The following is a 20,586-nucleotide window of genomic DNA, read 5'->3' on the forward strand; positions in this document are numbered from 1 at the left end:
AGTTTGATGACAGCTTTAGAATAAGTTTGATGATTGATGACAGTTTGATGACAGTGTATTTTATTAAATATCAACAACTTACAAGGTTCTGTCATCAATCATCAAAAAATCAGTAAAATTTAAGTCGTACAGGATTATGACATGCAATGAAGCAAAAAAAATAAGCTTAGCATCTATTTTGGATAAAATAGGAGCTAAAAATGTCAAACAGACAAATCGTGAGATTTGGTACATAAGTCCGTTTAGGAATGAATGCACAGCTTCTTTTAAAATAGATGTTTTAAAGAACTTGTGGTATGATCATGGAGAAGGAAAAGGAGGAAACGTTTTAGATTTTGTAATGATATATTACAAGTGTGATTTAAAAGAAGTATTACAGATTTTAAACAATGAATATTTTTCTTTTCACCAGTCCTTTTTTCAAGATGTTGCTATTGAAAAAGAAAAGAATTACGAAATAAGAGTGATTAAGCCTTTAACGAATATTCAACTAATCAATTATATACAAAGTCGATGTATTGATCTGAAAATAGCTAAAAAGTATTGTGTAGAACTTCATTACAAACTTAATGATAAGTTATATTACGGAATAGGTTTTAAAAATGATTTGGATGGGTACGAAGTTCGAAACAAATACATAAAAATATGTTTAGGAAAGAAGTTTGTTTCAACATTTATAAATAATAAAAATTCAGTAATTGTTTTGGAAAGTTGGACTGATTTTTTATCCTTTTTAGTTGGTTATCCCCACCGTGAATCTCAACATGATTATGTCATTTTAAATTCTACATCATTATTGTCTAACAAAAATACATTTGATTTTTTGAATAGATATTCTAAGATTATTTGTTTATTAGATCAAGATGAAAATGGAAGATTGTCAGCTGAAAAAATTATTTCTTTTTATGGAAATAGAGCAATTGATGGTAGTGTTTTTTATAATTGCTCTAAAGATATCAATGATTATTTAGTGAATAGAAGTAAATAATTGAAATGTTTGTTATGAGAAGTCTCATTTTTGAAATGAATGAATGTTAATGGTAAGATAGACTAAATGAAGTATTTCTTTAATAGCAAGACGGTATCGGCATATTTCCGATACTTTATTGCCCATTCGGGGGGAAGTGATTGATTGTTAGTCGGTTACTTTGTGTTTCTTTTGAAAAGAAAAAATTAAAAGTAGAAAAAAGTATTTAAGATGATGTAATTCAAATAGTTATGAGTAGAAAAGTATTAAAAAGTATAAAAATTGAAAAAAAGATTCATGAGGAGGTTTTTTCAATTTCTAAAATTATAGATGTTCCAATACAAGATGTTTTAGGTTATATTGTTAGGAATTTTATCGACAATAATTTTCAAGTAGATTTAGTAAAAAAGAAAAATATTAAACCAATAAGTTATCTTGAGAATGTGTCAAATCTCTTAGATACACACACTAAAGAAATGAAGAAAATGTTGATGGAAAGGAACAATGTTCTTATTGGGTTTATTAGAACTTTGGATAAAAAAGTTATTGCTACACGAAGGGATATTATATTCAAATTAGATCCAGAAGATGAAAGAATAGATCATCCTTTGGAGTATCATTATGATTATGTATTTAAAAAAATCATTTTTTTATTAGGGACTCGTGGTATTAGAGAACAAGATATAGTTGAACAACTAAGACCTTATTTTTCTGGACAGGAAATAGAATTTCTTATTGATAGTTGGAATACTGTCATGTCTAAACAAATCAATTAAAATTGAATTAATGCGTAAAGTAATGTTTGGAAATTAAACTACATAAATCAAAGTAATCTTTTTTAGTGATTGTTTTTTTGAAGTCTTGAACTTTGTATATAGGAAACAGCATGTGTTCATAGATAAAGTAAATAAACACAGTGGGAATATTCTTGGTAAGTAATAATGAACTTGCATCACGCTGAAAGTCAAAATCATTTATATTTGGACAATCGGGATAAATACCTAACATGGATTTAGTAAACATAGCATGAAATAATTCTTCATTTGTAATAGTAATCTGTAGTATTGAAGATTTATCTATTGTATTCATCTCGTTTATAGTTTCTTTAATCTGTTGTAAAAGGTATTGAGAAACTTTATTTGATCGAATCTCTTTTAAGCTTTCGATAAAAGAAGGAGTGAGTAAAATCTCATTTTCTTTTGCAAAACTCACTTTTTTCTTATCAAAGAGTACTTTATTTAGGATTGTAATAAACGGTGTGTAATTCATTGCCTTATAAAATTAAAAAAAGGCGTGAAACTAAAATCAATCCGTTACAGAGGTACTAGGATACCCAAAACCCAGAAAGACCTAGCCCACGCCAATATAAGGCACGAGCGTAAGTCTGACGAAGTTTGGGTTTTAAGAAGATTCCTAGTTTTCTGTAACCAAATTCGACAGCTCACGCGTGTTCGTAATATTTTCTAATGCAAATGTAGGGAATAAAGTGAAATGTAGGAAAGTGTTCTTTTTTATTTAAATAGAAATTGTTTATTTAACTGTCAGTTTTAGTCATTTTTAGTAGTTTCTATGAGTTAGCTTTTAATCCCTTTTAACTTACTTGAATTATAAGTATTTTTGGTTTTTAAAGCTATTTACAATGAAGACCTTACAATACATATCAAGCCTTAATAACCGCTATAAATTAGGAAATTCTACAGAGCATACTTTTCGTGGAGATTTACAAAACCTAATAGAGAGTTTGTTACCAGAAATACAGGCAACAAATGAACCCAAACGACAAGCATGTGGAGCTCCCGATTATGTGTTAACTAAAGTTGGAAGTACTATTCCTATTGGGTATATCGAAGCTAAAGATATTGGAGTCGATTTAAAGTCAAAACAACTTCAAGAACAGTTTGGTAGGTATAAAGAAGGACTTACTAATTTGATTATAACGGATTACCTAAAATTTGATTTTTATAGAGACGGAGAATTAACAACAACAATAACGATAGGTGAAATACGTAATGGAGTTATACAACCAATAGAAGAGAACATAAATACATTTGAGAGTCTTATATTGAACTTCAGTACAGTTGTGTCTCAAACTATTCGTTCTGCCGAAAGACTTGCAGAGTTGTTGGCAGGTAAAGCACGTTTGATGGCTGATATAATTGAAAAGGCTTTAAATGCAGATGATGAATTACAACAATTCTCACCATTAAAGCAGCAAATGATTTCGTTTAAGAATATGTTGATTCACGATATAGATAATAAAGCTTTCTCCGATATTTATTCTCAAACAATTGCTTATGGAATGTTTGCTGCTCGCTATAATGATAGCACATTAGATACCTTTTCTCGTATAGAAGCTGCTAATCTAATACCTAAGTCTAATCCTTTTTTGCGTAAGTTATTTCAGGACATTGCTGGATTTGATTTGGATAAACGTATAGATTGGGTTGTAGATGAGTTAGTTAATGTGTTCTTGGCAACAGACGTACATCAAATTATGAAAGGATTTGGTAAGAGTACAAAGATGGAAGATCCAATAATTCATTTTTATGAAACTTTCCTTTCAAAGTATGATGCTAAGTTACGTAAAGCAAGAGGAGTTTGGTATACCCCTCAACCTGTGGTAAATTTTATTGTAAGAGCTGTAGATGATATTTTAAAAGATGAATTTGGTTTATCTCAAGGATTAGCGGATACATCAAAGACTAAAATTAAAGTAAATACAGATATGGCAGATGGACGTTCTTCAACTGGTTATAGACAAGTAGAGAAAGAGGTGCATCGTGTTCAGATATTAGATCCTGCTACAGGTACAGGAACATTCTTAGCCGAAACTGTTAAACATATCTATTCAAAATTCAAAGGAATGGAAGGTATGTGGAATCAATATGTAAAAGCTGATTTAATACCACGCCTTAATGGCTTTGAGTTATTGATGGCATCTTATGCAATGGCACATCTAAAGATGGATATGCTATTACAAGAAACAGGTTATCATAGTGATGATGATCAACGATTCAAAATATATCTTACGAATTCTTTAGAGGAAGCACATCCAGATACTAATACACTATTTAGCTCTTGGTTATCAGATGAAAGTAACCAAGCAAATGCTATAAAAAAAGATACACCTGTGATGGTTATTATGGGGAATCCACCTTATAGTGGTGAATCGGCTAACAAGGGAAACTGGATAATGGACTTGATGGAAGATTATAAGAAAGAACCTGGAGGTAAAGAGAAATTAAAAGAAAGAAACCCTAAATGGATAAATGATGATTACGTAAAGTTCTTGCGTTATGGACAGCATTTTATTGAGAAAAACGGAAATGGGGTTTTGGCTTTCATTAATCCACACGGTTTTTTAGACAATCCTACTTTTAGAGGGATGAGATGGAATCTGCTAAAAACGTATGATAAGATTTATACCATCGATTTACATGGAAATTCAAAGAAAAAAGAAACAGCACCTGATGGTTCAATTGATCAAAATGTTTTTGACATCATGCAGGGTGTTTCGATCAATCTTTTTGTAAAAACAGGATCTAAAAAAACAAATGAATTAGGTCAAGTATTTCAATATGATTTATATGGAAAAAGAGAAAGTAAATACGAATTTTTAATCGAGAAAAATATTCATTCAATTGATTTTAATAAATTAGAAAATGTGGCACCTGATTATTTTATGGTACCAAAAGATTTTACTGCTCAAAAAACATATGATTATGGTTTTAAAGTAAACTCACTATTTCCTATCAACAATGTGGGGATAGTGACTTCTAGAGATAGTTTTGTAATTGATTCAAATAAGGATGTATTATTAAATAGAATAAAAGATTTTTATCTACTAAATAAAGATGAAATTCAATCAAAATACAATTTAAAAGAAAATAAATCTTTTAAGATAGATCTTGTAAAAAAAACAGACTTATGGAGTGATGAGAATATTCAGCCTATTTCTTACCGCCCTTTCGATAATAAATATGTTTATTATAAATATGAATTTATAGAACGATCAAGAAAAGATATAACAAAGCATATGTTAAATGGCAAAAATTTAGGCTTATCACTTTGTAAACAATTTAAATCAGGAGATACTTATCAACATATATTTATATCTAATAAAATTATTGAAAGTTCATTTGTTTCAAATAAAACAAGTGAGATTACTTCGATTTTCCCTTTATATTTATACAACGACTTTACTCAAACAAGTGTCGAAAAAATATCAGTACGCACACCAAATTTAAATTTAGAAATTGTAAATGAAATAGCAGATAAATTGGGGTTAACATTTACAAACGAAAAAGAGGTGATAGAAGCAACTTTTGCTCCTATAGATATATTAGATTATATCTACGCTGTTTTACATTCGCCAAAATACAGAGAAACTTATAAAGAGTTTTTAAAAATAGATTTTCCTCGTGTGCCTTATCCTAATGATTCGGTGTCATTCTGGAAGTTAGTAGCCTTAGGTGAGAAAATACGTGAACTACATTTACTAGAATTAGACAAGATAAATGATTTTATATCTTCTTATCCTGAGAGTGGTGATAATGTAGTAGGTAAAACAGCTTTCAATGAAGGGAAAGTTTTTATCAACGATACCCAATACTTTGATAACGTTCCAGAAGTGGCTTGGAATTTCTACATAGGTGGATATCAACCAGCTCAGAAATGGCTAAAGGATCGTAAGGATAGAGAATTGTCTTTTGAAGATATTAAACACTATAATCAGATGATTGTTGCTTTAGTAGAAACAGATAGGTTGATGAAAGAAATTGATAATGTTTTAGAATTATAAAATATGAAGATATCAAAAATAAAAGTACAAAACTTTAGATTGTTAAAGGATTTTTCAATTGATTTAGAAGATGAACTTTCTTTAGTTATTGGTAAGAATAATACGGGTAAAACCTCAATTTTATCTGTTCTGGATAAGTTTTTAAATGAAAAAACTAAATTCTCATACGATGATTTTAATATTGATTTTAAAAATGATTTTGAAAAAATCATTAAGTCTTCAAAATCTTCTACTAAATTTCTATCTAAAGGTATTAAGCTAAAACTTTATATAGAATATGATGATTTTGATGACTTATCTAATGTTAGTAGGGTATTGATGGATTTGGATCCTAATAATAATGTTATTGTGCTAGGTTTTGAATATACTATTAGTTTTGAGGACTTCTTGAAATTGCAAGAAGATTTTAATTCATTTTTAAATAAAGAATTGCCTAAGAAAGGTAAGAAAGAAAGGAAAGTTGATTATATTCAAAAAGTATTAAAATTTTTTCTAAAGCAAAATTTAGATGACTATTTTAAAATACGTAAATACTCGTTTGAGTATGATATAACAACAGAAGATATTACTGACACAACGCCTATTGACCTTGTTCGTGAGAATATAAATTTAAAGGATATCATTAATTTCAAGTACATAAGTGCAAAAAGAGATGTAACTAACAAAGAAAAAGAGAATACTTTATCTAAACAAACTTCTAGTATTTATAAAAAGCAGGAGGATAATGCTGACAAGAGTCAGGCTACAGAAAACTTCAAACATCAGCTTTCAGAAACTGATAATATATTAAGTGGTATTTATATAGATTTATTTAAAGATGTAATTAAAAAAGTACAAGACTTTGGAGGTGTAAAATTTAATGATACTGATATCGCAATTATTTCTACTTTACAACATAGAGAATTACTTGAAGGGAATACAACAGTTGTATATACTCATGATGATCATAGGTTACCAGAGCATTATAATGGTTTAGGGTATATGAATCTTATAAGTATGATTTTTGAAATTGAAATTCTTGTTCAAGATTTTAAGAGAGATAATGATAAAAAACCTGCTGATATCAATTTATTGATTATTGAGGAACCAGAAGCTCATACTCACCCTCAAATGCAGTATGTTTTCATTAAAAACATTAAGAAGTTACTTCGAGAAGGTATTAAGAAAACTTCTATTAATAAGTGTAATGAGATACATAGACCATTACAGTACATAATTACAACACACTCGTCACATATTGTAGCAGATAGTGATTTTGAAAATATAAAATATTTGAAGGCTATTAAAAAGAATGATGTAAAGGCCAAAAATTTAAAAGAATTAATAGCTGAATATAATAAAACCCCTAAGCAATATCAATTCTTAAAACAATATTTAACAGTTAGTAGAGCAGAGATATTTTTTGCTGATAAGGCTGTTCTTATAGAGGGGGATACTGAGAGAATCTTAATACCAACTTTTATGCGAAAAGTAGATTTAGAAGATAAAGCAAGATTGTCGAGTGAAGATTATGATGATACTCTCCTTCCTCTACTATCTCAAAATATTTCAATTATAGAAGTTGGCGCCTACTCTCACATATTTGAAAAATTTATTGATTTCTTAGGTATAAAGTCATTGATATTAACTGATATTGATTCGAAAGGATATTTAGGGAATAACGACAAAAAAGGTAATCCTATAATAGAGGCATGTCCTGTAGTTGAAGGATCAGAAACAAGTAATTCAGCTTTATTACACTTTCTTAAGGAAATGTCTTGGAATGATTTAAAAACATTGTCTATTGAAAATAGGACTATCAATGTTGGAACTTCTAAAGTATGCATATGTTACCAACAGGAAGAAAATAGTTATCACGCTAGGAGTTTTGAGGATGCTTTTATACACTTGAATAGAGAATTTGTAAAATCAAATAAAGGTACGTTTCAAGGAATAAAAAATTCATCTGATTTTGATGATAATGCAAAAAGTCCTTATGATTTGGCTAATAATTGTATTAAGAAGAAAACTCATTTCGCTTTAGATATAATATATCATAGTGATGAAGTTTTCAGCAATTGGAATATTCCAGCTTATATTAAAAATGGTTTGTTATGGTTGAAGGAAGACGAAATTTAGAGCCAGAAGTACTGGAGATTTTTCAGTTAATAGATGAAGGTAATAATTTTCTATTAAGTGGAGGTGCAGGAAGTGGTAAAACCTATTCTTTGGTAAATGTAATTAGGCAGGTAATAGCTGAAAATCCAACAGCTAAGGTTGCCTGTATGACTTATACCAATGCAGCTGTTAAAGAAATTGAAGAAAGGGTAAACCATAAAAATCTTAATGTATCTACGATACACGATTTTCTATGGGATAATATTAAGCACTTTCAAAAAGAGCTTAAAGAAGCTCTTATATCTTTAGCAAATAATGGAGAGGTAACTAAAATATCTATTGAAAAAGTCAATCCCGTTCCAGAGAATTATTTTGCGGCTTTGACTAATGGAGTGCAATACAAAGAATTCGTTAGAATACGTGAAGGTATAATATCTCACGATGAATTGCTAATAGTAGCAAATTACCTTTTTGAAAAATATCCCAAACTCAGCAGTCTAGTAAAAGATAAATACAAATTCATTTTCATAGATGAATATCAAGATACAAGTAAAGCCGTTGTAGAAATATTTCTTACGTATTTTAAGAAAAGTAGTAGAAAAAATATCATTGGCTTTTTTGGGGATACGATGCAGTCAATTTATGAAGAAGGCATTGGTAATTTAGATTATTACAAAGGAACGAATGCAGGACAAGTACAAGAAATTCTAAAGAAGCAAAATAGAAGAAATCCTCAACTTGTTATTAATTTAGCGAATAAACTTCGTACTGATGGCATAACTCAAGAACCTTCTACTGACCCTGAAGCTCCTAATATGATTGACGGTGTAATAAAACAAGGTGCTGTTTTGTTTTTGTATTCTGCTGATGGAGATCTCAATAAAGTTAAAGATTTTTTAGCATCAGAACATGCTTGGGATTTTAGTAATTCAAAGGAAACAAAAGAACTTAATCTTACTCATAATTTAATAGCAGGAAAAGGTGGTTTTAGAGAGTTGATGGATATTTATGATAAAGACCACATATTAAGTTTTAGAGATAGAATTAAGAAGTATATTAAAGATAAGAATATTGCAACTGATTTTTCAGAGAATACATTTGGAGAAGTAATTGAAATATTACAGCAAGGAAAAGATAGCAAAGAATTAAAAACTGTTCGTCCAACAGATGCAATGCAGCTTTTTATTGATGATAATGTCGATTTGTATGATTATGCCAAGTCATTAAATTTTGTTGATTTTTCCAAAATGTATGTTGACAAAGACCAATTACTTGATGATAAAAAGAAAGATGAAGGTGATGAGAACAAGAAAGGTTCAAAAAGGGATAATCTTATAAAACACTTATTTAAAATTCAGCATAATATTTTTCTCTATCAAAATAAAAAGTACAATGAGTTTTTAAGAGCTACAGACTATCATTTTAAAATTACAAGTATCGCAGATAAAAAGGCTTTAAAAGAGAATATTGAAAGCCTTGAAGATGTTGAAAATAATACTATTGAACAAGTTATTAACGATGCACACGAAAAAAAGATTTGTTTGATTGATGATAAGCTCATGACTTTTAAAGTGAAAAGTGAGTATTTGTATAATAGAGTGAAAAATGTAGAGTTTAGTAAATTTCAAAAACTGTATGAATATCTGGAAGGACAAACTCCATTCTCAACACAACATAAAACTAAAGGTGCAGAATTTGATAATGTCTTGGTTATCCTAGATAATGGTAATTGGAATGATTATAATTTTAATTATCTTTTTAATCAGAAAAGCATTTATCAGCAACTTGTAGATGGGAAATCAAAGACTAAAAGTAAACTTGAATCTTTTCCAAGAGTTTTATCAAGAACTCAAAAGATTTTTTATGTGTGTTGTACAAGAGCTAAAGAAAATTTAGCAATTTTCTTTCACAATCCAGATGTAGAAGTGATAAAAAAGGCAGAAGAATGGTTTGGTAAGGATAATGTTATTGAAATAGTATGAAATAATATAGCCCCCTAACCAACCCCCTAAAAAAAATAAACCCCTCACTACCAAGGTAATGAGGGGTTCTTTTGTGGTCCCACCTGGGCTCGAACCAGGGACTTACTGATTATGAGTCAGTTACTCTAACCAACTGAGTTATAGGACCGGTCTTTTGACCGTAAAATTTCGTGGTGGTCCCACCTGGGCTCGAACCAGGGACTTGCTGATTATGAGTCAGCTACTCTAACCAGCTGAGTTATAGGACCAGTGTCAAACATAATTTGACGAGTGCAATATTACTCCGTTTTATTGGTTTATGCAAGAATTTTTTAGCATTTATTTGATTTCTTGACATAGTTCAATCAATACTCCGTTTGTGGTTTTAGGGTGTAAGAATGCAACTAATTTATTATCAGCACCTTTTTTAGGTTTTTCGTTTAAAACGATAAAGCCTTCATCGGAAAGTCTTTTCATTTCTGCCTCAATATCTTCAACATCAAAAGCGATGTGATGAATTCCTTCTCCTTTTTTCTCAAGAAATTTAGCAATTGGACTATCTGGATTTGTAGCTTCTAATAACTCTATCTTGTTTGGGCCATTCATAAAAAAAGAAGTTTTTACACCTTCACTCTCTACACTCTCTTCTTTGTAAGCTGGAGCTCCAAATAGTTTTTCAAACAATGCATTAGAAGCTTGTAAGTCTTTTACTGCAATACCAATATGTTCAATTTTTTTCATTTCAGTTTTTTTGGGTTGATAAACAAAGATAAAAAACTTTGATATGCAAAAAATTGTATTTTTGCACTATGGAAACAAATAGACAAAAGAAGATGGGGACCTTGTTGCAAAAGGATATCGTTGATATCTTGCAAGGAGAGGTACGTAAGAACGGATTATCAAACTTGATAATTTCGGTTTCTAAAGTTAGTATTACAACTGACTTATCAATTTCAAGAGTATACTTAAGCATCTTTCCATCAGAGAAAGGTCCTGAATTATTGAAAGCAATTCAATCAAATGCTCCGTTAATTAAACACGAATTAGCACAAAGAGTAAAACACCAATTAAGAAAAGTTCCAGATTTAGTTTTCTATATCGACGATAGTTTAGAGTATATTGACCAAATCGATAAGGCTTTAAAAGGTGAAGAAAATCCAATCGCTGACCGTGATTTATTAGTAAAAAGAAAGAAAAAGTAATTTGAAGTTCTCTCTTTACATAGCTAAACGATATGCTTTTAGTAAAAGCAAGAGCAAAGCGATAAACGTTATTACTGCAATAGCTTCCATTGGAATTGTTGTCAGTGCTATGGCTATGTTTATTGTTTTGTCTGTGTTTAGTGGGTTAAGGAGTTTTAGTCTTTCGTTTGTCAATGATCTTGATCCAGACTTAAAAGTGTATAGCGAAAAAGGCAAAAGCTTTGTAGTGGAAGACAAACAGATTTTAGACTTAGAAGATTCAGGTTATTTTAAAGGAGTTGCTAAAGTAGTAGAAGATCGCCTTTTATTTTCTTTTAAAGAAAAACAAACAGTTTCTACAATAAAAGGCGTAGATTCTGACTATTCAAATGTTAGCGATTTCGAGAGTAAAGTAGAATATGGTAATTGGCTTGAGGCAGATTCAGATGAGACTGTTGTAGGTATCGGTATTAGTGCTGTGCTATCAATGGGGCTTTTTGATACTGAAAATGCTTTTGAAGCTTTAGCAATGAAACCAGGTAAAGGGGTGATTAATAATCCAGAAGATGCGTTTATTAAAAAGACTTTAAACCCTACTGGTGTCTATATTTTACAAAATGATGACTTAGATGATAAGTATGTATTCGTTGACATTGATGTTGCGAGAGACTTATTGTTTATTCCTGCCAATGAGATTACTAATCTTGAACTTGCTATAGCAGATAATGTCTCTGAAAGCAAAGCGATAAGTAAGGTAAAAGAAGTATTGGGAGAAAATTTTATTATCAAGAATAGAGCACAACAAAATGATGGTTTGTATCGTATGCTGAATACAGAGAACCTTGTTGTTTATCTTATTTTTGTGTTAGTAGTTATAATGGCTCTTTTTACTTTAGTGGGAGCAATGATTATGATTATTTTAGAGAAACAATCCAATATTAAAACCTTGAACGAACTTGGTACACCACTAACTGATTTAAGAAAAATATTCTTATTTCAGGGAATGATTATTTGTGGTTTAGGAAGTTTAATAGGTGTTTTTTTAGGAGTTGTTTTTGTTTTACTTCAAGCGCATTTTCAGTTTATCTCAATTAGAGAGGGAATGGCTTATCCTGTTGAGTTCAACTTAATGAACTTAGTTTTAGTGTTTGTATCAATTATTTTCTTAGGATTGATAGCATCGCTAATAGCGTCGTCTCGTGTGAATCATAACTATTTACAAGCAAACAAATAATCGTTAATTTTTATCGGTTTAGATTTTCTTGGTTATTCTTTTTGCGGTGTAATTTATTCATTACTTCTGTTTTTTATTGATTTTGTAGTGTCATATTGAAATATTGTAAATATTTTAGTAATTCACAATTATAGAAATTGCGCTTAGTCGTAATGACGACTCTTATTGAATGTCGTTTTCTTACATTTGTGATTATTGAGAATGATATTTAGTTTACAAAAAACAATAAAACAGACAATTATGAGAAATTCTTTTAATGAATATAAAAGCTACGTAAGTGACTTTGCGACTGATAGTGTATCACTAACAGAACAAGCAAAATCATTTATAGAAGCAAATGATTATAATGATCCTAATCAATGGTATAAAGCTTATGCAATATGTCTGTTAGCGGTTAAAGAAGCAAAAAGTAATGAAGTAATTGAAGAATTATATATTCAATTGAACGAAGATTCTAATTGTGTTCATAGCAGTATGTCTTTAAATGCAGAGGATTATGCTACTTGGTTTACAGATGTTAGAGAATTAAATAACTTATTTATAAATCAAGGTTTTATAAGAGCTTATGGTTTTCAATATGAGTTGTTTTTAAATGCTCGTTTTAGCTATAAAGATGATGAGATTGCAAAGGGATATTTACAAAAAGGATATGAATTAGGAGATGATCTATGTACTTGTCACGTAGGGTATAGTAAATATTATGGCAACTTAGGATATGAAAAGAATCAAGATGAAGGGTTGCAGTTGTTACAGAATATTGTAGCAAAGACAAAGATTGCTGCAGGGGAGTTGTTTTTATTGAATATTGAGTTTCGCAATTGTAATTCTCCAGAGGAAGGATGGCAGGTTATTGAAAAATATTCAGACTTATTACACAATCAAAAGAAAGGATTGTATGTTTTAGCTGATTATTATTTAAGAGAAGAGCAAGATGCTAAAGCTGCAGAAGTATTAGAGGAAGGAATTGCTAATAAAAGTGCTTATTCAGCTTATTTATTAGGAATGATGTGCTGTAATGGACGATTTGAAAGTTTGGGATATACTGTTGAAAGAGGGCGTGATTTACTTGATTATGCTTTCGATTACGGAATTGTATATAGTGGTTTTGTACTTGCGTATAGCTATTTGTATCCTCTTAATGGAGGAGAAAGAGACTTTAAAACTGCAATTGCTTTATTAGAGAAAACAGTTGCTTATGACTCAAATGAAGCGTTGTTAGAATTAGCAACTATTCGTCTGTACAATGAGGAATATAAAGATGTTGAAAAAGCAATAGGATATTTAGATAGAGCAATTGAGAACGGCTTTGATAGAGCAATGTCTGAAAAGGCTTTTGTTTTGTTAGATTCAGGAGAGGTAGAAAGCAATGTAGTAGAAGCAAAAGCTTTGTTAGAAGAGGCTACTAAATTAGGAAGTGATTATGCGCCTTACCGCTTAGGTATTGCTTATCAAAATACAGAGTTTGAAGATGAACCAAACTATGAGAAAGCACTTGAGTATTTTGAACTGTCTGCTGAAAGAAATAATGGAATGGGATTGGAATATGCAGGTAGGTATAATCGTTATGGATATGCAGGAGAACCTAATACAGAAAAGGCAATTGCTTATTATCAACAAGGAATAGAACAGCACGGATCTAACTACTGTAAAGTTGAGTTGGCTATGATGTTGGAGAGAGGTGAAGGTTTAGATGCTAATGCTGAGGAGGCACAAGCTTTATATATTGATGCTTTAAACAATGAGTATTTCTTTGCTGCCTTGCGTTTAGGGTTTATGAGTGAAGATGGTGTTGTAGGAGAACCAAACTTAGAGGAAGCTCGTAAGTATTTCCAGATTGCTGCAGATAATGATATTGCAGAGGGAGTTTATCATTTAGCACGTTTCTACCGTTATGGAATAGGAGGTGATAAAAATGAAGAAATGGCTTTTGAATTATTTGAGAAAGCATTAGAACTTGGTTTTGTAGATGCTAATGTTGACATCGCTTTGTTCTATGAAGAAGGTGTAAATGGTGGTGAACCAAATTACGCTAAAGCATTTGAATATATGCTGGAAGGAGCTGAAGCAGGTTTTAGTTATGCACAATATAAAGTTGGTGTTTACTATTCTTATGGTTATTTAGAAGAAAGAAATAGTGAAGAAGGAAAGAAATGGTTTGAAAAAGCTGTAGAAAATGGTTCGCCTTTAGGAATGTTAGCTTTAGGGGACTATTATTTATATGGTTATGGACCTGATCAAGAATATGAGAAGTCTTTTGAATATTACAAAATGGCTGAGGAGAGAGATTATATTTCAGAGGGAATAGGTATTTGTTATCAGTTTGGTTTTGGAGTTGAAAAGGATGATAAAAAAGCTTTCCAAGCATATAAAGCAGCGGCTGAGCGTCATTATGATGCAGCAATGTTTAGATTGGGATTGTGTTACTACTATGGTAATGGTGTAGATAAGGATTTAGTAGAGGCATTTTACTACTTAAAAACAGTTGCTGACAATAGCTATATGGATGCAGTAAGTTATGTTGGAACAATGCTTATCAAAGGAGAAGGAACAGATAAAGATCCTGAATATGGGGTAAGTTATTTAATTCAGGCAGCTGAGGCTGGTATTGACAGTGCGCAGTATGAATTAGCAAATTGTTATTTAAAAGGAGAGGGTGTTCCTCAAAGTGATGAGCAAGCAATGCAATGGTATCAGCAAGCAGCTGAAAATGGAAATGAAGATGCTCAAAAAATTGTAGGAGGACCTCGTAAAAGAAGAAGATAATGGAAGATAAGAAACAATATCAGTTTCAAGTAAATATGAAAGGAATGATAGAATTGTTGTCAGAGCATATTTATAGCTCGCCAACAGTTTTTATCAGGGAATTATTGCAAAATGGAATGGATGCTGTTACTGTACGCAAAGGTATAGATGAACAGTTTAAAGGGGCTATTAATGTTACTTTTGAAGGTGATCGATTAATATTCCAAGACAATGGTGTTGGACTAACACAAGAGGATGTTCACCAATTTTTATCTGTGATTGGACAGAGTTCTAAAAGAGGTGAATTAGCAGATAAAGACTTAATAGGAAAGTTTGGTATTGGTCTGTTATCTTGTTTAGTAGTGAGTGAGGCTATTGTTGTTGAATCTCGTTCTCTTTATAGAGAGGAGTCTGTTCGTTGGACTGGTAGAGCTGATGGTACTTATAATGTTGAAATGATCGACTTACTTCCAGAGGTTGGAACAAAGGTAATCTTAGATGCAAAGAAGGCTTGGAAGTCCTTGTTTAAAAAAGATGAGGTTAAACAAAATATATTGTTTTACGGAAGTGCTTTACCAATTGAAGTAAATTTAATTGAGAACGGTGAAGTAGATCAAATATTAAATGGTAATCCTGTTTGGTTAGATCCAGAAAGTACAAAAGAAGAACTTTTAGCTTACGGAAAGGAAGTATTTAAAACAAAGTTTTTAGATGTTTTCCGATTACAGTCTGATGCAGGAGAACTACAAGGAGTTGCTTTTATTATTCCTAATAAGGTAAATACAACCGCTACAAAAGAGCATAAAATATTCTTGAAAAGAATGTATTTGTGTGATCAAGCAAGTAATTTATTGCCAGAGTGGACTTCTTTTGTACGTTGTGTAATTAATGCAAATGCATTACAACCAACAGCGTCAAGAGAGTCGTTAATGAATAATACGGTTCTTCAAGAAACGAAGAAAGAGTTGAGTATTTGTTTTAAAGACTATTTGAAGTCATTGTCTCTAACGGACATTGACACGTTAGAAAAGATTATCAATATTCACCATATGTTTATTAAAGCATTGGCAGCATCTGATTCTGAGATAATGAACTTATTTGAGGATTATTTACCTTTTGAAACCAATCAAGGGATGCTTGCTTTTGGGGATATCAAAGAGTCTGTAGATAAAATATACTTTACACCTTCTTTAGATGATTTTAGACAGATAAGACGTATTGCAGGTTCTCAAAAGAAATTAGTGATTAATGCGGCTTATAGTTATGAAACAGATTTAATTGAAAAAATTAAGCGCAGTCATCCTGAGTTAAGCATAGAGAAAATTAATCCAAATGATATTCTGGAGGAGTTTGAAGATGCAGTTGAATCTGAAGAGTTGATTGAAAAGTTTGTATTAGAGGCTAATAAAATCTTGAAGAAGCATTTTTGTAGAGCTGAAGTTAAGCGCTTTGAACCAAAAGATACAACGGCTATCTATATTGCCAATGAGGATGCAATAGCGTCTAAGAATATTCAGAGTCTTTCTCAAACGTCAAATCCTTTTGCGTCGACTTTACATCATTTTAAGAAAAAAGAGGAAGTAATGCCGACGTTGTGTTTTAATCAACAAAGTGATTTGGTAACGAAAGTTATGCATATTGACGATCCAGAGTTGTTTGAAGCATTGATTAATGTGTTGTATGTTCAAGCATTAATGTTGGGGGGATATACAATCAATAAAAAAGAGATGGATACGTTTAATGATGCGTTGTATCAGTTTATGATCTTAGGTATGTCTAATTTTTTACCTAAGTTTTAATGTATCGATTACAAATACAAAAGTTAGCTTTAGAAATAGAAGAGCATTACAGCGATTATGATCGTTGTATTGCTTTGTTACAGCAAGCAATTCAAATTGCGGATAAACACAATGATCTGGATTGGGGAGTTGATTTACGCAGTTATTTAATAAGAAAAGAAAGTGCTACGTCTATGTGTATTCATAGTCCGGCTGCTTTTGCTTGGATATTAAATGTGTGTGATGAATACCCTGAGGAGTTTTCAGATGCTGAGTTTTTAGGTTTATATGAGTGGATGCTTGGAGCAGTTAATTGTAATACAGATATTCCTTTAGAACACACCCATACTGTAGCGCTTGACTTAGAAAGGCGTTTAGAGAAAAACGGAATGAGTAAACGAGGGCTATACTTTTGTTTAGCTGAATTTGCTCAGAATAGAGGAGATGTCGCAAAAGGATGTGAGTATATAGATTTAGCAAAACTGGAACCTAAAGAAGATGATGAAGATGAGGTGGTAGAGTATGATTATTCTGTAGAAAGGGCATCTATTATAGGAGACTTTGAAGAGGCTATATATTTAGCCAATCAAATGGAACTAAAGAAGCTTTCTGCATTTTCATTGCCTTTTGAAAGCTATTGTGCTATGACCTATTTCATGGCAAGAAGAGGAGATAGTCGTGCTTCTATTTATTTAGAAAAAGCTAAGGAAGCATTTTATAAGGTAGAGGGAGTAAATAGTTCGATGTTGTTTAGTATGACAAGGTTTATTTACACACTACACTTGTTAGAAGACGAACTTCTTTATAGTATGTTTGAATTAGTAGTAGATTGGCAAGTGGGGGCAGAGGACTTTTTACAAATGGCTTTTAGTCAACATATTGCTGCGGTTTTTGTAAAAGGTGGTACAAGAGAATTAAAAATATCTCCTAAACAGCCTTATTATAAACAAGAAGGAATTTATGATTTAGCAGTGTTAGCGGCTTATTACTATTCTATAGCAGAGTCGTTTTCTACTAAATTCGATCAAAGAAATGGCAATAATCATTGCTGTACTGAGCTGAAGCAATTACAAGAAGAAAACCAACCAAAAAAATAAAAGGATGAGTTATAATTTAGAGATTCAAAAGATTTTATTAAAGCTGGATGATTTGCAGAATTTTTCAGATAGAGTAAAGGCTTTAAAGGAGGCAATTGCAATTGCAGATAAACATAATGATATAGATTGGGGGTTTGATTTGCGTTTGGACTTAATTAGACAAGAGCGCAATACTTCTAAATGTGAGGAGAGTTTTCCTGCGTTTGCTTGGATTTTAAACGCAAGTGATGAAAATGACGACTACTTCGATGAGGCTGATTTTTTATGGGAATATAAATGGATGTTTTGTTCTGCTTACCGCAGTTCAGCTATTCCAATGGAGCAGGTTTTGGAGATAGGAGAAGATTTGAAACGCCGTTTAGTTAAGAATGGTTTTAGTCTTCGCGCTTATTATAATGTTATGACAGGTTTGTCATTACATCTTAGAGATTATAAAAAGGCACAAGAGTACATTGATTTAGCTGATGCTGAAATCATAGATGATATGACTAATTGTCCGGCTTGTGAATTAGATACAAAGGTAGAAACGTTATTGTATCAAGGATTTGTTGAAGAGTCTCTTATCAAAGCTCAAGATTTGATTAATAAAAAACTGACGTGTTATTCAATGCCTTTTCAAACATTTTGCTGTTTTGCTTATTGGTTAGAACAAGCAGGAGATGATAGAGCCAGTATCTATTTTGACAAAGCAATGGAGGAATATCACGCACACGATCAATATGATAGTTCTGTTGGGTATTCAATGGGACTATTAGTTGCTTATATGCACAAAAAGAATCATCCAGATACTTGGTCATTTTTTGAAAAGATTGCAGATTGGCAATTAGGAGCAGAGGACCTACATATTTTTAATTTTGCTAAGTATATGGCACCACTTATGAAAAATGGTGGTAAACAAAGACTGGAGCTGTCTTCATTACTTCCATATTACCAAGAAAGCGGTGAATATGATTTATCTGAACTATATGTTTATTTTAAAGATATAGCTTATGACTATGCTAATCGTTTTGATCAGCGTAATGGTAATGACAATTTTAAAACAGAAGTTGACGAAATGTTAACTTAGCGTTTTTACAATATTGCAAAGGCAAGTGGTTTTTTCTGCTTGCCTTTTTTAATAGGATTAATATAATAACTTTAGACATTAAGAGGTTAAAAGTGATAAGAATAAATATATGAGTTATACACTGGATATACAGAAAATAGTTTTAAAGATTAATGAAACAAAGGTTATAGCTGATCAATTGGTGTTAATTAAAGAGGCTATTGCCATTGCGGATAAACACAATGATATTGATTGGGGATTTGATTTAAGATTGTTGTTGATAAATACAGAGAACCATACGCCACGTACGTCTTTAAGTTATCCTGCTTTTACTTGGATTTTAAATACAAGTGATAGCAATGAAGGATATTTTGAAGAGAAAGACTTTTTATATGAATATAAGTGGATGTACGCTATTTCATCGGGGTCTACAGCTATTACCAAAGAACAATTAAAGGAGATAGGAGATGATTTTCATAAACGTTTGTTGAAAAATGGATATAGCAGTCGTGGATATTACCACATTTTAGCTATTTGGTACCAGCATTTACGAGAGTATGACAAAGCAATGGAAATAGTTAATTTAATGGGGGAGGAGTTGGTTGACGAATTAAGTGATAATCCTCCTTTTGAACACGCTATAAAGACGTATAATCTTTTAGCTCAAGGGAAGTTTGAAGAGGCAAAAATAGCAGCACGAGATCTGTTTGCAAATCGCTTTGAGTTTATAGAGACCGCTTTTGAAACATATATGGTATTTGCTTATGAACATTTTATTCGTGGCAATGTGAATGAGGCACGTGAATATTTTGAGCTTGCTCAGTGTAATATGTCAGTATATGATGAGAATGATCCGATAACACATTTTAGATCACGTATTTTCTATATGTACTTATCGTGGCAGTTTGGAGGAGAAGAGTGTTGGGATGTCTTTGAGAAGTTTTGTATCTGGGAAAATGGAGCAGATAGTCATTATTCATTAATATTTACCAAACACGCTATGTGTCTTTTAAAAGAGGGAGGAACCAGGAAGTTTAACTTTCCAGTGTCGTTACCTTATTACCAAGAAAGTGGAGAGTATGATTTGAAAGTGCTGTGTAATTATTTCAAAGACTGTGCTTTTGATTTGGTAGCTCGCTTTGATAATAGAAATGGGAATAATAATTTCACAAAAGAAGCAAATCGACTTTTTGCTATACCACGCCTATAAGTATAGGAAAAGATACATATTATAAAGGGGCTATTTCAACTTGAAATAGCCCTTTGTTATTTAAAATAAACTTATTTGTCCTTCTTGGTCAAAAGAAGAGTTTTTCTTTTCTTTTTTTCTTTCTTTCTTAGGTTTGTTTACAATTGGTTCTGTAACAATTGTCTCTACGTCAAAGATTTCAATTTGCATAACATCTTTCGTATTAGGAGTGTTTTGGGTTCCTACTTCTGAAGTTATTTCCTCTTGTGGCTTGTCGTCCACTAAAGGTAGTTCCGTTACAGGTATTTCAAACAAGGTCGCTTCATTTTCTATGGCTAAGTTGTCTTCTGCTACTAAAGGTTGCTCTATTGTCGTAATACCCTCTTGTGGCTTGTTGTCCACTAAAGGTAACTCTGTTGCAGGTATTTCAAACAAGGTCGCTTCATTTTCTATGGCTAAGTTGTCTTCTATTACTAAAGGTTGCTCTATTGCCG

At 31.5% G+C, this 20,586-nt stretch carries 14 protein-coding genes, 2 tRNA genes and 1 pseudogene; 12 read left to right on the forward strand and 5 right to left on the reverse strand.

Annotated elements, in window-relative coordinates; all coding sequences use genetic code 11:
• The first annotated feature begins 136 nt into the window (after positions 1-136).
• Together AABL81_RS11235 and AABL81_RS11240 are read left to right on the forward strand one after the other, a co-directional pair.
• The gene (locus tag AABL81_RS11235; protein ID WP_341341063.1) at positions 137-988 is read left to right on the forward strand and encodes a toprim domain-containing protein; all 852 of its coding nucleotides are present in this window, start codon (positions 137-139) and stop codon (positions 986-988) included.
• 230 nt (positions 989-1,218) lie between these two features.
• On the forward strand, positions 1,219-1,743 hold the full coding sequence (locus AABL81_RS11240) for a hypothetical protein (RefSeq protein WP_341341064.1): 525 nt from the start codon (positions 1,219-1,221) through the stop codon (positions 1,741-1,743).
• Positions 1,744-1,750: 7 nt separating this feature from the next.
• Here the strand turns inward: AABL81_RS11240 and AABL81_RS11245 are convergent, their stop codons facing one another.
• Entirely contained in the window at positions 1,751-2,236 is a 486-nt protein-coding gene (locus tag AABL81_RS11245; protein WP_341341065.1) for a hypothetical protein, read from the reverse strand.
• Positions 2,237-2,606: 370 nt separating this feature from the next.
• Between AABL81_RS11245 and AABL81_RS11250 the strand changes: the two genes are divergently transcribed.
• From AABL81_RS11250 to AABL81_RS11260, 3 genes are read left to right on the forward strand one after another with little or no spacing between them, the layout of a single operon-like run.
• Positions 2,607-5,768, forward strand: coding sequence for a type ISP restriction/modification enzyme (locus tag AABL81_RS11250; RefSeq protein WP_341341066.1), 3,162 nt, complete (start codon positions 2,607-2,609; stop codon positions 5,766-5,768).
• 3 nt (positions 5,769-5,771) lie between these two features.
• Positions 5,772-7,886 (forward strand): ATP-dependent endonuclease, encoded by a 2,115-nt coding sequence (locus AABL81_RS11255; protein WP_341341067.1) that lies wholly within the window; start codon positions 5,772-5,774, stop codon positions 7,884-7,886.
• Positions 7,862-9,847, forward strand: a complete 1,986-nt coding sequence (locus AABL81_RS11260; protein WP_341341068.1) for a UvrD-helicase domain-containing protein — start codon at positions 7,862-7,864, stop codon at positions 9,845-9,847. The genes AABL81_RS11255 and AABL81_RS11260 overlap by 25 nt, the downstream gene beginning before the upstream one ends.
• Before the next feature lie 74 nt (positions 9,848-9,921).
• Here the strand turns inward: AABL81_RS11260 and AABL81_RS11265 are convergent.
• From AABL81_RS11265 to mce, 3 genes are all read right to left on the reverse strand, one after another.
• A tRNA-Ile gene (locus AABL81_RS11265) sits at positions 9,922-9,995 on the reverse strand.
• Between the two features lie 23 nt (positions 9,996-10,018).
• Positions 10,019-10,095: transfer RNA gene (locus AABL81_RS11270), tRNA-Ile, on the reverse strand.
• Positions 10,096-10,165: 70 nt separating this feature from the next.
• Entirely contained in the window at positions 10,166-10,567 is a 402-nt protein-coding gene (gene mce / locus AABL81_RS11275; RefSeq protein ID WP_158210049.1) for a methylmalonyl-CoA epimerase, read from the reverse strand.
• A 68-nt stretch (positions 10,568-10,635) separates the two neighbouring features.
• Here mce and rbfA point away from each other — a divergent pair, with 68 nt between their 5' ends.
• From rbfA to AABL81_RS11310, 7 genes are all read left to right on the forward strand, one after another.
• Positions 10,636-11,028, forward strand: coding sequence for a 30S ribosome-binding factor RbfA (gene rbfA, locus AABL81_RS11280; RefSeq protein ID WP_158210050.1), 393 nt, complete (start codon positions 10,636-10,638; stop codon positions 11,026-11,028).
• A 1-nt stretch (position 11,029) separates the two neighbouring features.
• Positions 11,030-12,241, forward strand: coding sequence for an ABC transporter permease (locus tag AABL81_RS11285; protein WP_341341069.1), 1,212 nt, complete (start codon positions 11,030-11,032; stop codon positions 12,239-12,241).
• 240 nt (positions 12,242-12,481) lie between these two features.
• The gene (locus AABL81_RS11290; RefSeq protein WP_341341070.1) at positions 12,482-15,004 is read left to right on the forward strand and encodes a tetratricopeptide repeat protein; all 2,523 of its coding nucleotides are present in this window, start codon (positions 12,482-12,484) and stop codon (positions 15,002-15,004) included.
• Entirely contained in the window at positions 15,004-16,782 is a 1,779-nt protein-coding gene (locus AABL81_RS11295) for an HSP90 family protein (protein WP_341341071.1), read from the forward strand. Before AABL81_RS11290 ends, AABL81_RS11295 begins: the two co-directional genes overlap by 1 nt.
• Positions 16,782-17,858, forward strand: a complete 1,077-nt coding sequence (locus AABL81_RS11300) for a hypothetical protein (RefSeq protein ID WP_341341072.1) — start codon at positions 16,782-16,784, stop codon at positions 17,856-17,858. Before AABL81_RS11295 ends, AABL81_RS11300 begins: the two co-directional genes overlap by 1 nt.
• A 4-nt stretch (positions 17,859-17,862) precedes the next feature.
• Entirely contained in the window at positions 17,863-18,924 is a 1,062-nt protein-coding gene (locus AABL81_RS11305; protein WP_158210055.1) for a hypothetical protein, read from the forward strand.
• Between the two features lie 109 nt (positions 18,925-19,033).
• Positions 19,034-20,113, forward strand: coding sequence for a hypothetical protein (locus AABL81_RS11310; RefSeq protein WP_158210056.1), 1,080 nt, complete (start codon positions 19,034-19,036; stop codon positions 20,111-20,113).
• 60 nt (positions 20,114-20,173) lie between these two features.
• Here AABL81_RS11310 and AABL81_RS11315 read toward each other — a convergent pair.
• Positions 20,174-20,586, reverse strand: a pseudogene (locus AABL81_RS11315) (hypothetical protein); the annotation flags it as partial.

The sequence above is a fragment of the Myroides sp. C1519 genome (genome assembly GCF_038039755.1).
Taxonomy (GTDB): domain Bacteria; phylum Bacteroidota; class Bacteroidia; order Flavobacteriales; family Flavobacteriaceae; genus Flavobacterium; species Flavobacterium phaeum_A.

Excerpts from the sequence above, each read along its gene's own strand:
- AABL81_RS11295 (WP_341341071.1), top strand. The coding sequence starts at position 15,004 with ATGGAAGATAAGAAACAATATCAGTTTCAAGTAAATATGAAAGGAATG.
- AABL81_RS11260 (WP_341341068.1), top strand. The coding sequence starts at position 7,862 with ATGGTTGAAGGAAGACGAAATTTAGAGCCAGAAGTACTGGAGATTTTT.
- AABL81_RS11310 (WP_158210056.1), top strand. The coding sequence starts at position 19,034 with ATGAGTTATACACTGGATATACAGAAAATAGTTTTAAAGATTAATGAA.
- rbfA (WP_158210050.1), top strand. The coding sequence starts at position 10,636 with ATGGAAACAAATAGACAAAAGAAGATGGGGACCTTGTTGCAAAAGGAT.
- AABL81_RS11300 (WP_341341072.1), top strand. The coding sequence starts at position 16,782 with ATGTATCGATTACAAATACAAAAGTTAGCTTTAGAAATAGAAGAGCAT.
- mce (WP_158210049.1), bottom strand. The coding sequence starts at position 10,567 with ATGAAAAAAATTGAACATATTGGTATTGCAGTAAAAGACTTACAAGCT.
- AABL81_RS11250 (WP_341341066.1), top strand. The coding sequence starts at position 2,607 with ATGAAGACCTTACAATACATATCAAGCCTTAATAACCGCTATAAATTA.
- AABL81_RS11240 (WP_341341064.1), top strand. The coding sequence starts at position 1,219 with ATGAGTAGAAAAGTATTAAAAAGTATAAAAATTGAAAAAAAGATTCAT.
- AABL81_RS11235 (WP_341341063.1), top strand. The coding sequence starts at position 137 with ATGACATGCAATGAAGCAAAAAAAATAAGCTTAGCATCTATTTTGGAT.
- AABL81_RS11305 (WP_158210055.1), top strand. The coding sequence starts at position 17,863 with ATGAGTTATAATTTAGAGATTCAAAAGATTTTATTAAAGCTGGATGAT.
- AABL81_RS11255 (WP_341341067.1), top strand. The coding sequence starts at position 5,772 with ATGAAGATATCAAAAATAAAAGTACAAAACTTTAGATTGTTAAAGGAT.
- AABL81_RS11290 (WP_341341070.1), top strand. The coding sequence starts at position 12,482 with ATGAGAAATTCTTTTAATGAATATAAAAGCTACGTAAGTGACTTTGCG.
- AABL81_RS11245 (WP_341341065.1), bottom strand. The coding sequence starts at position 2,236 with ATGAATTACACACCGTTTATTACAATCCTAAATAAAGTACTCTTTGAT.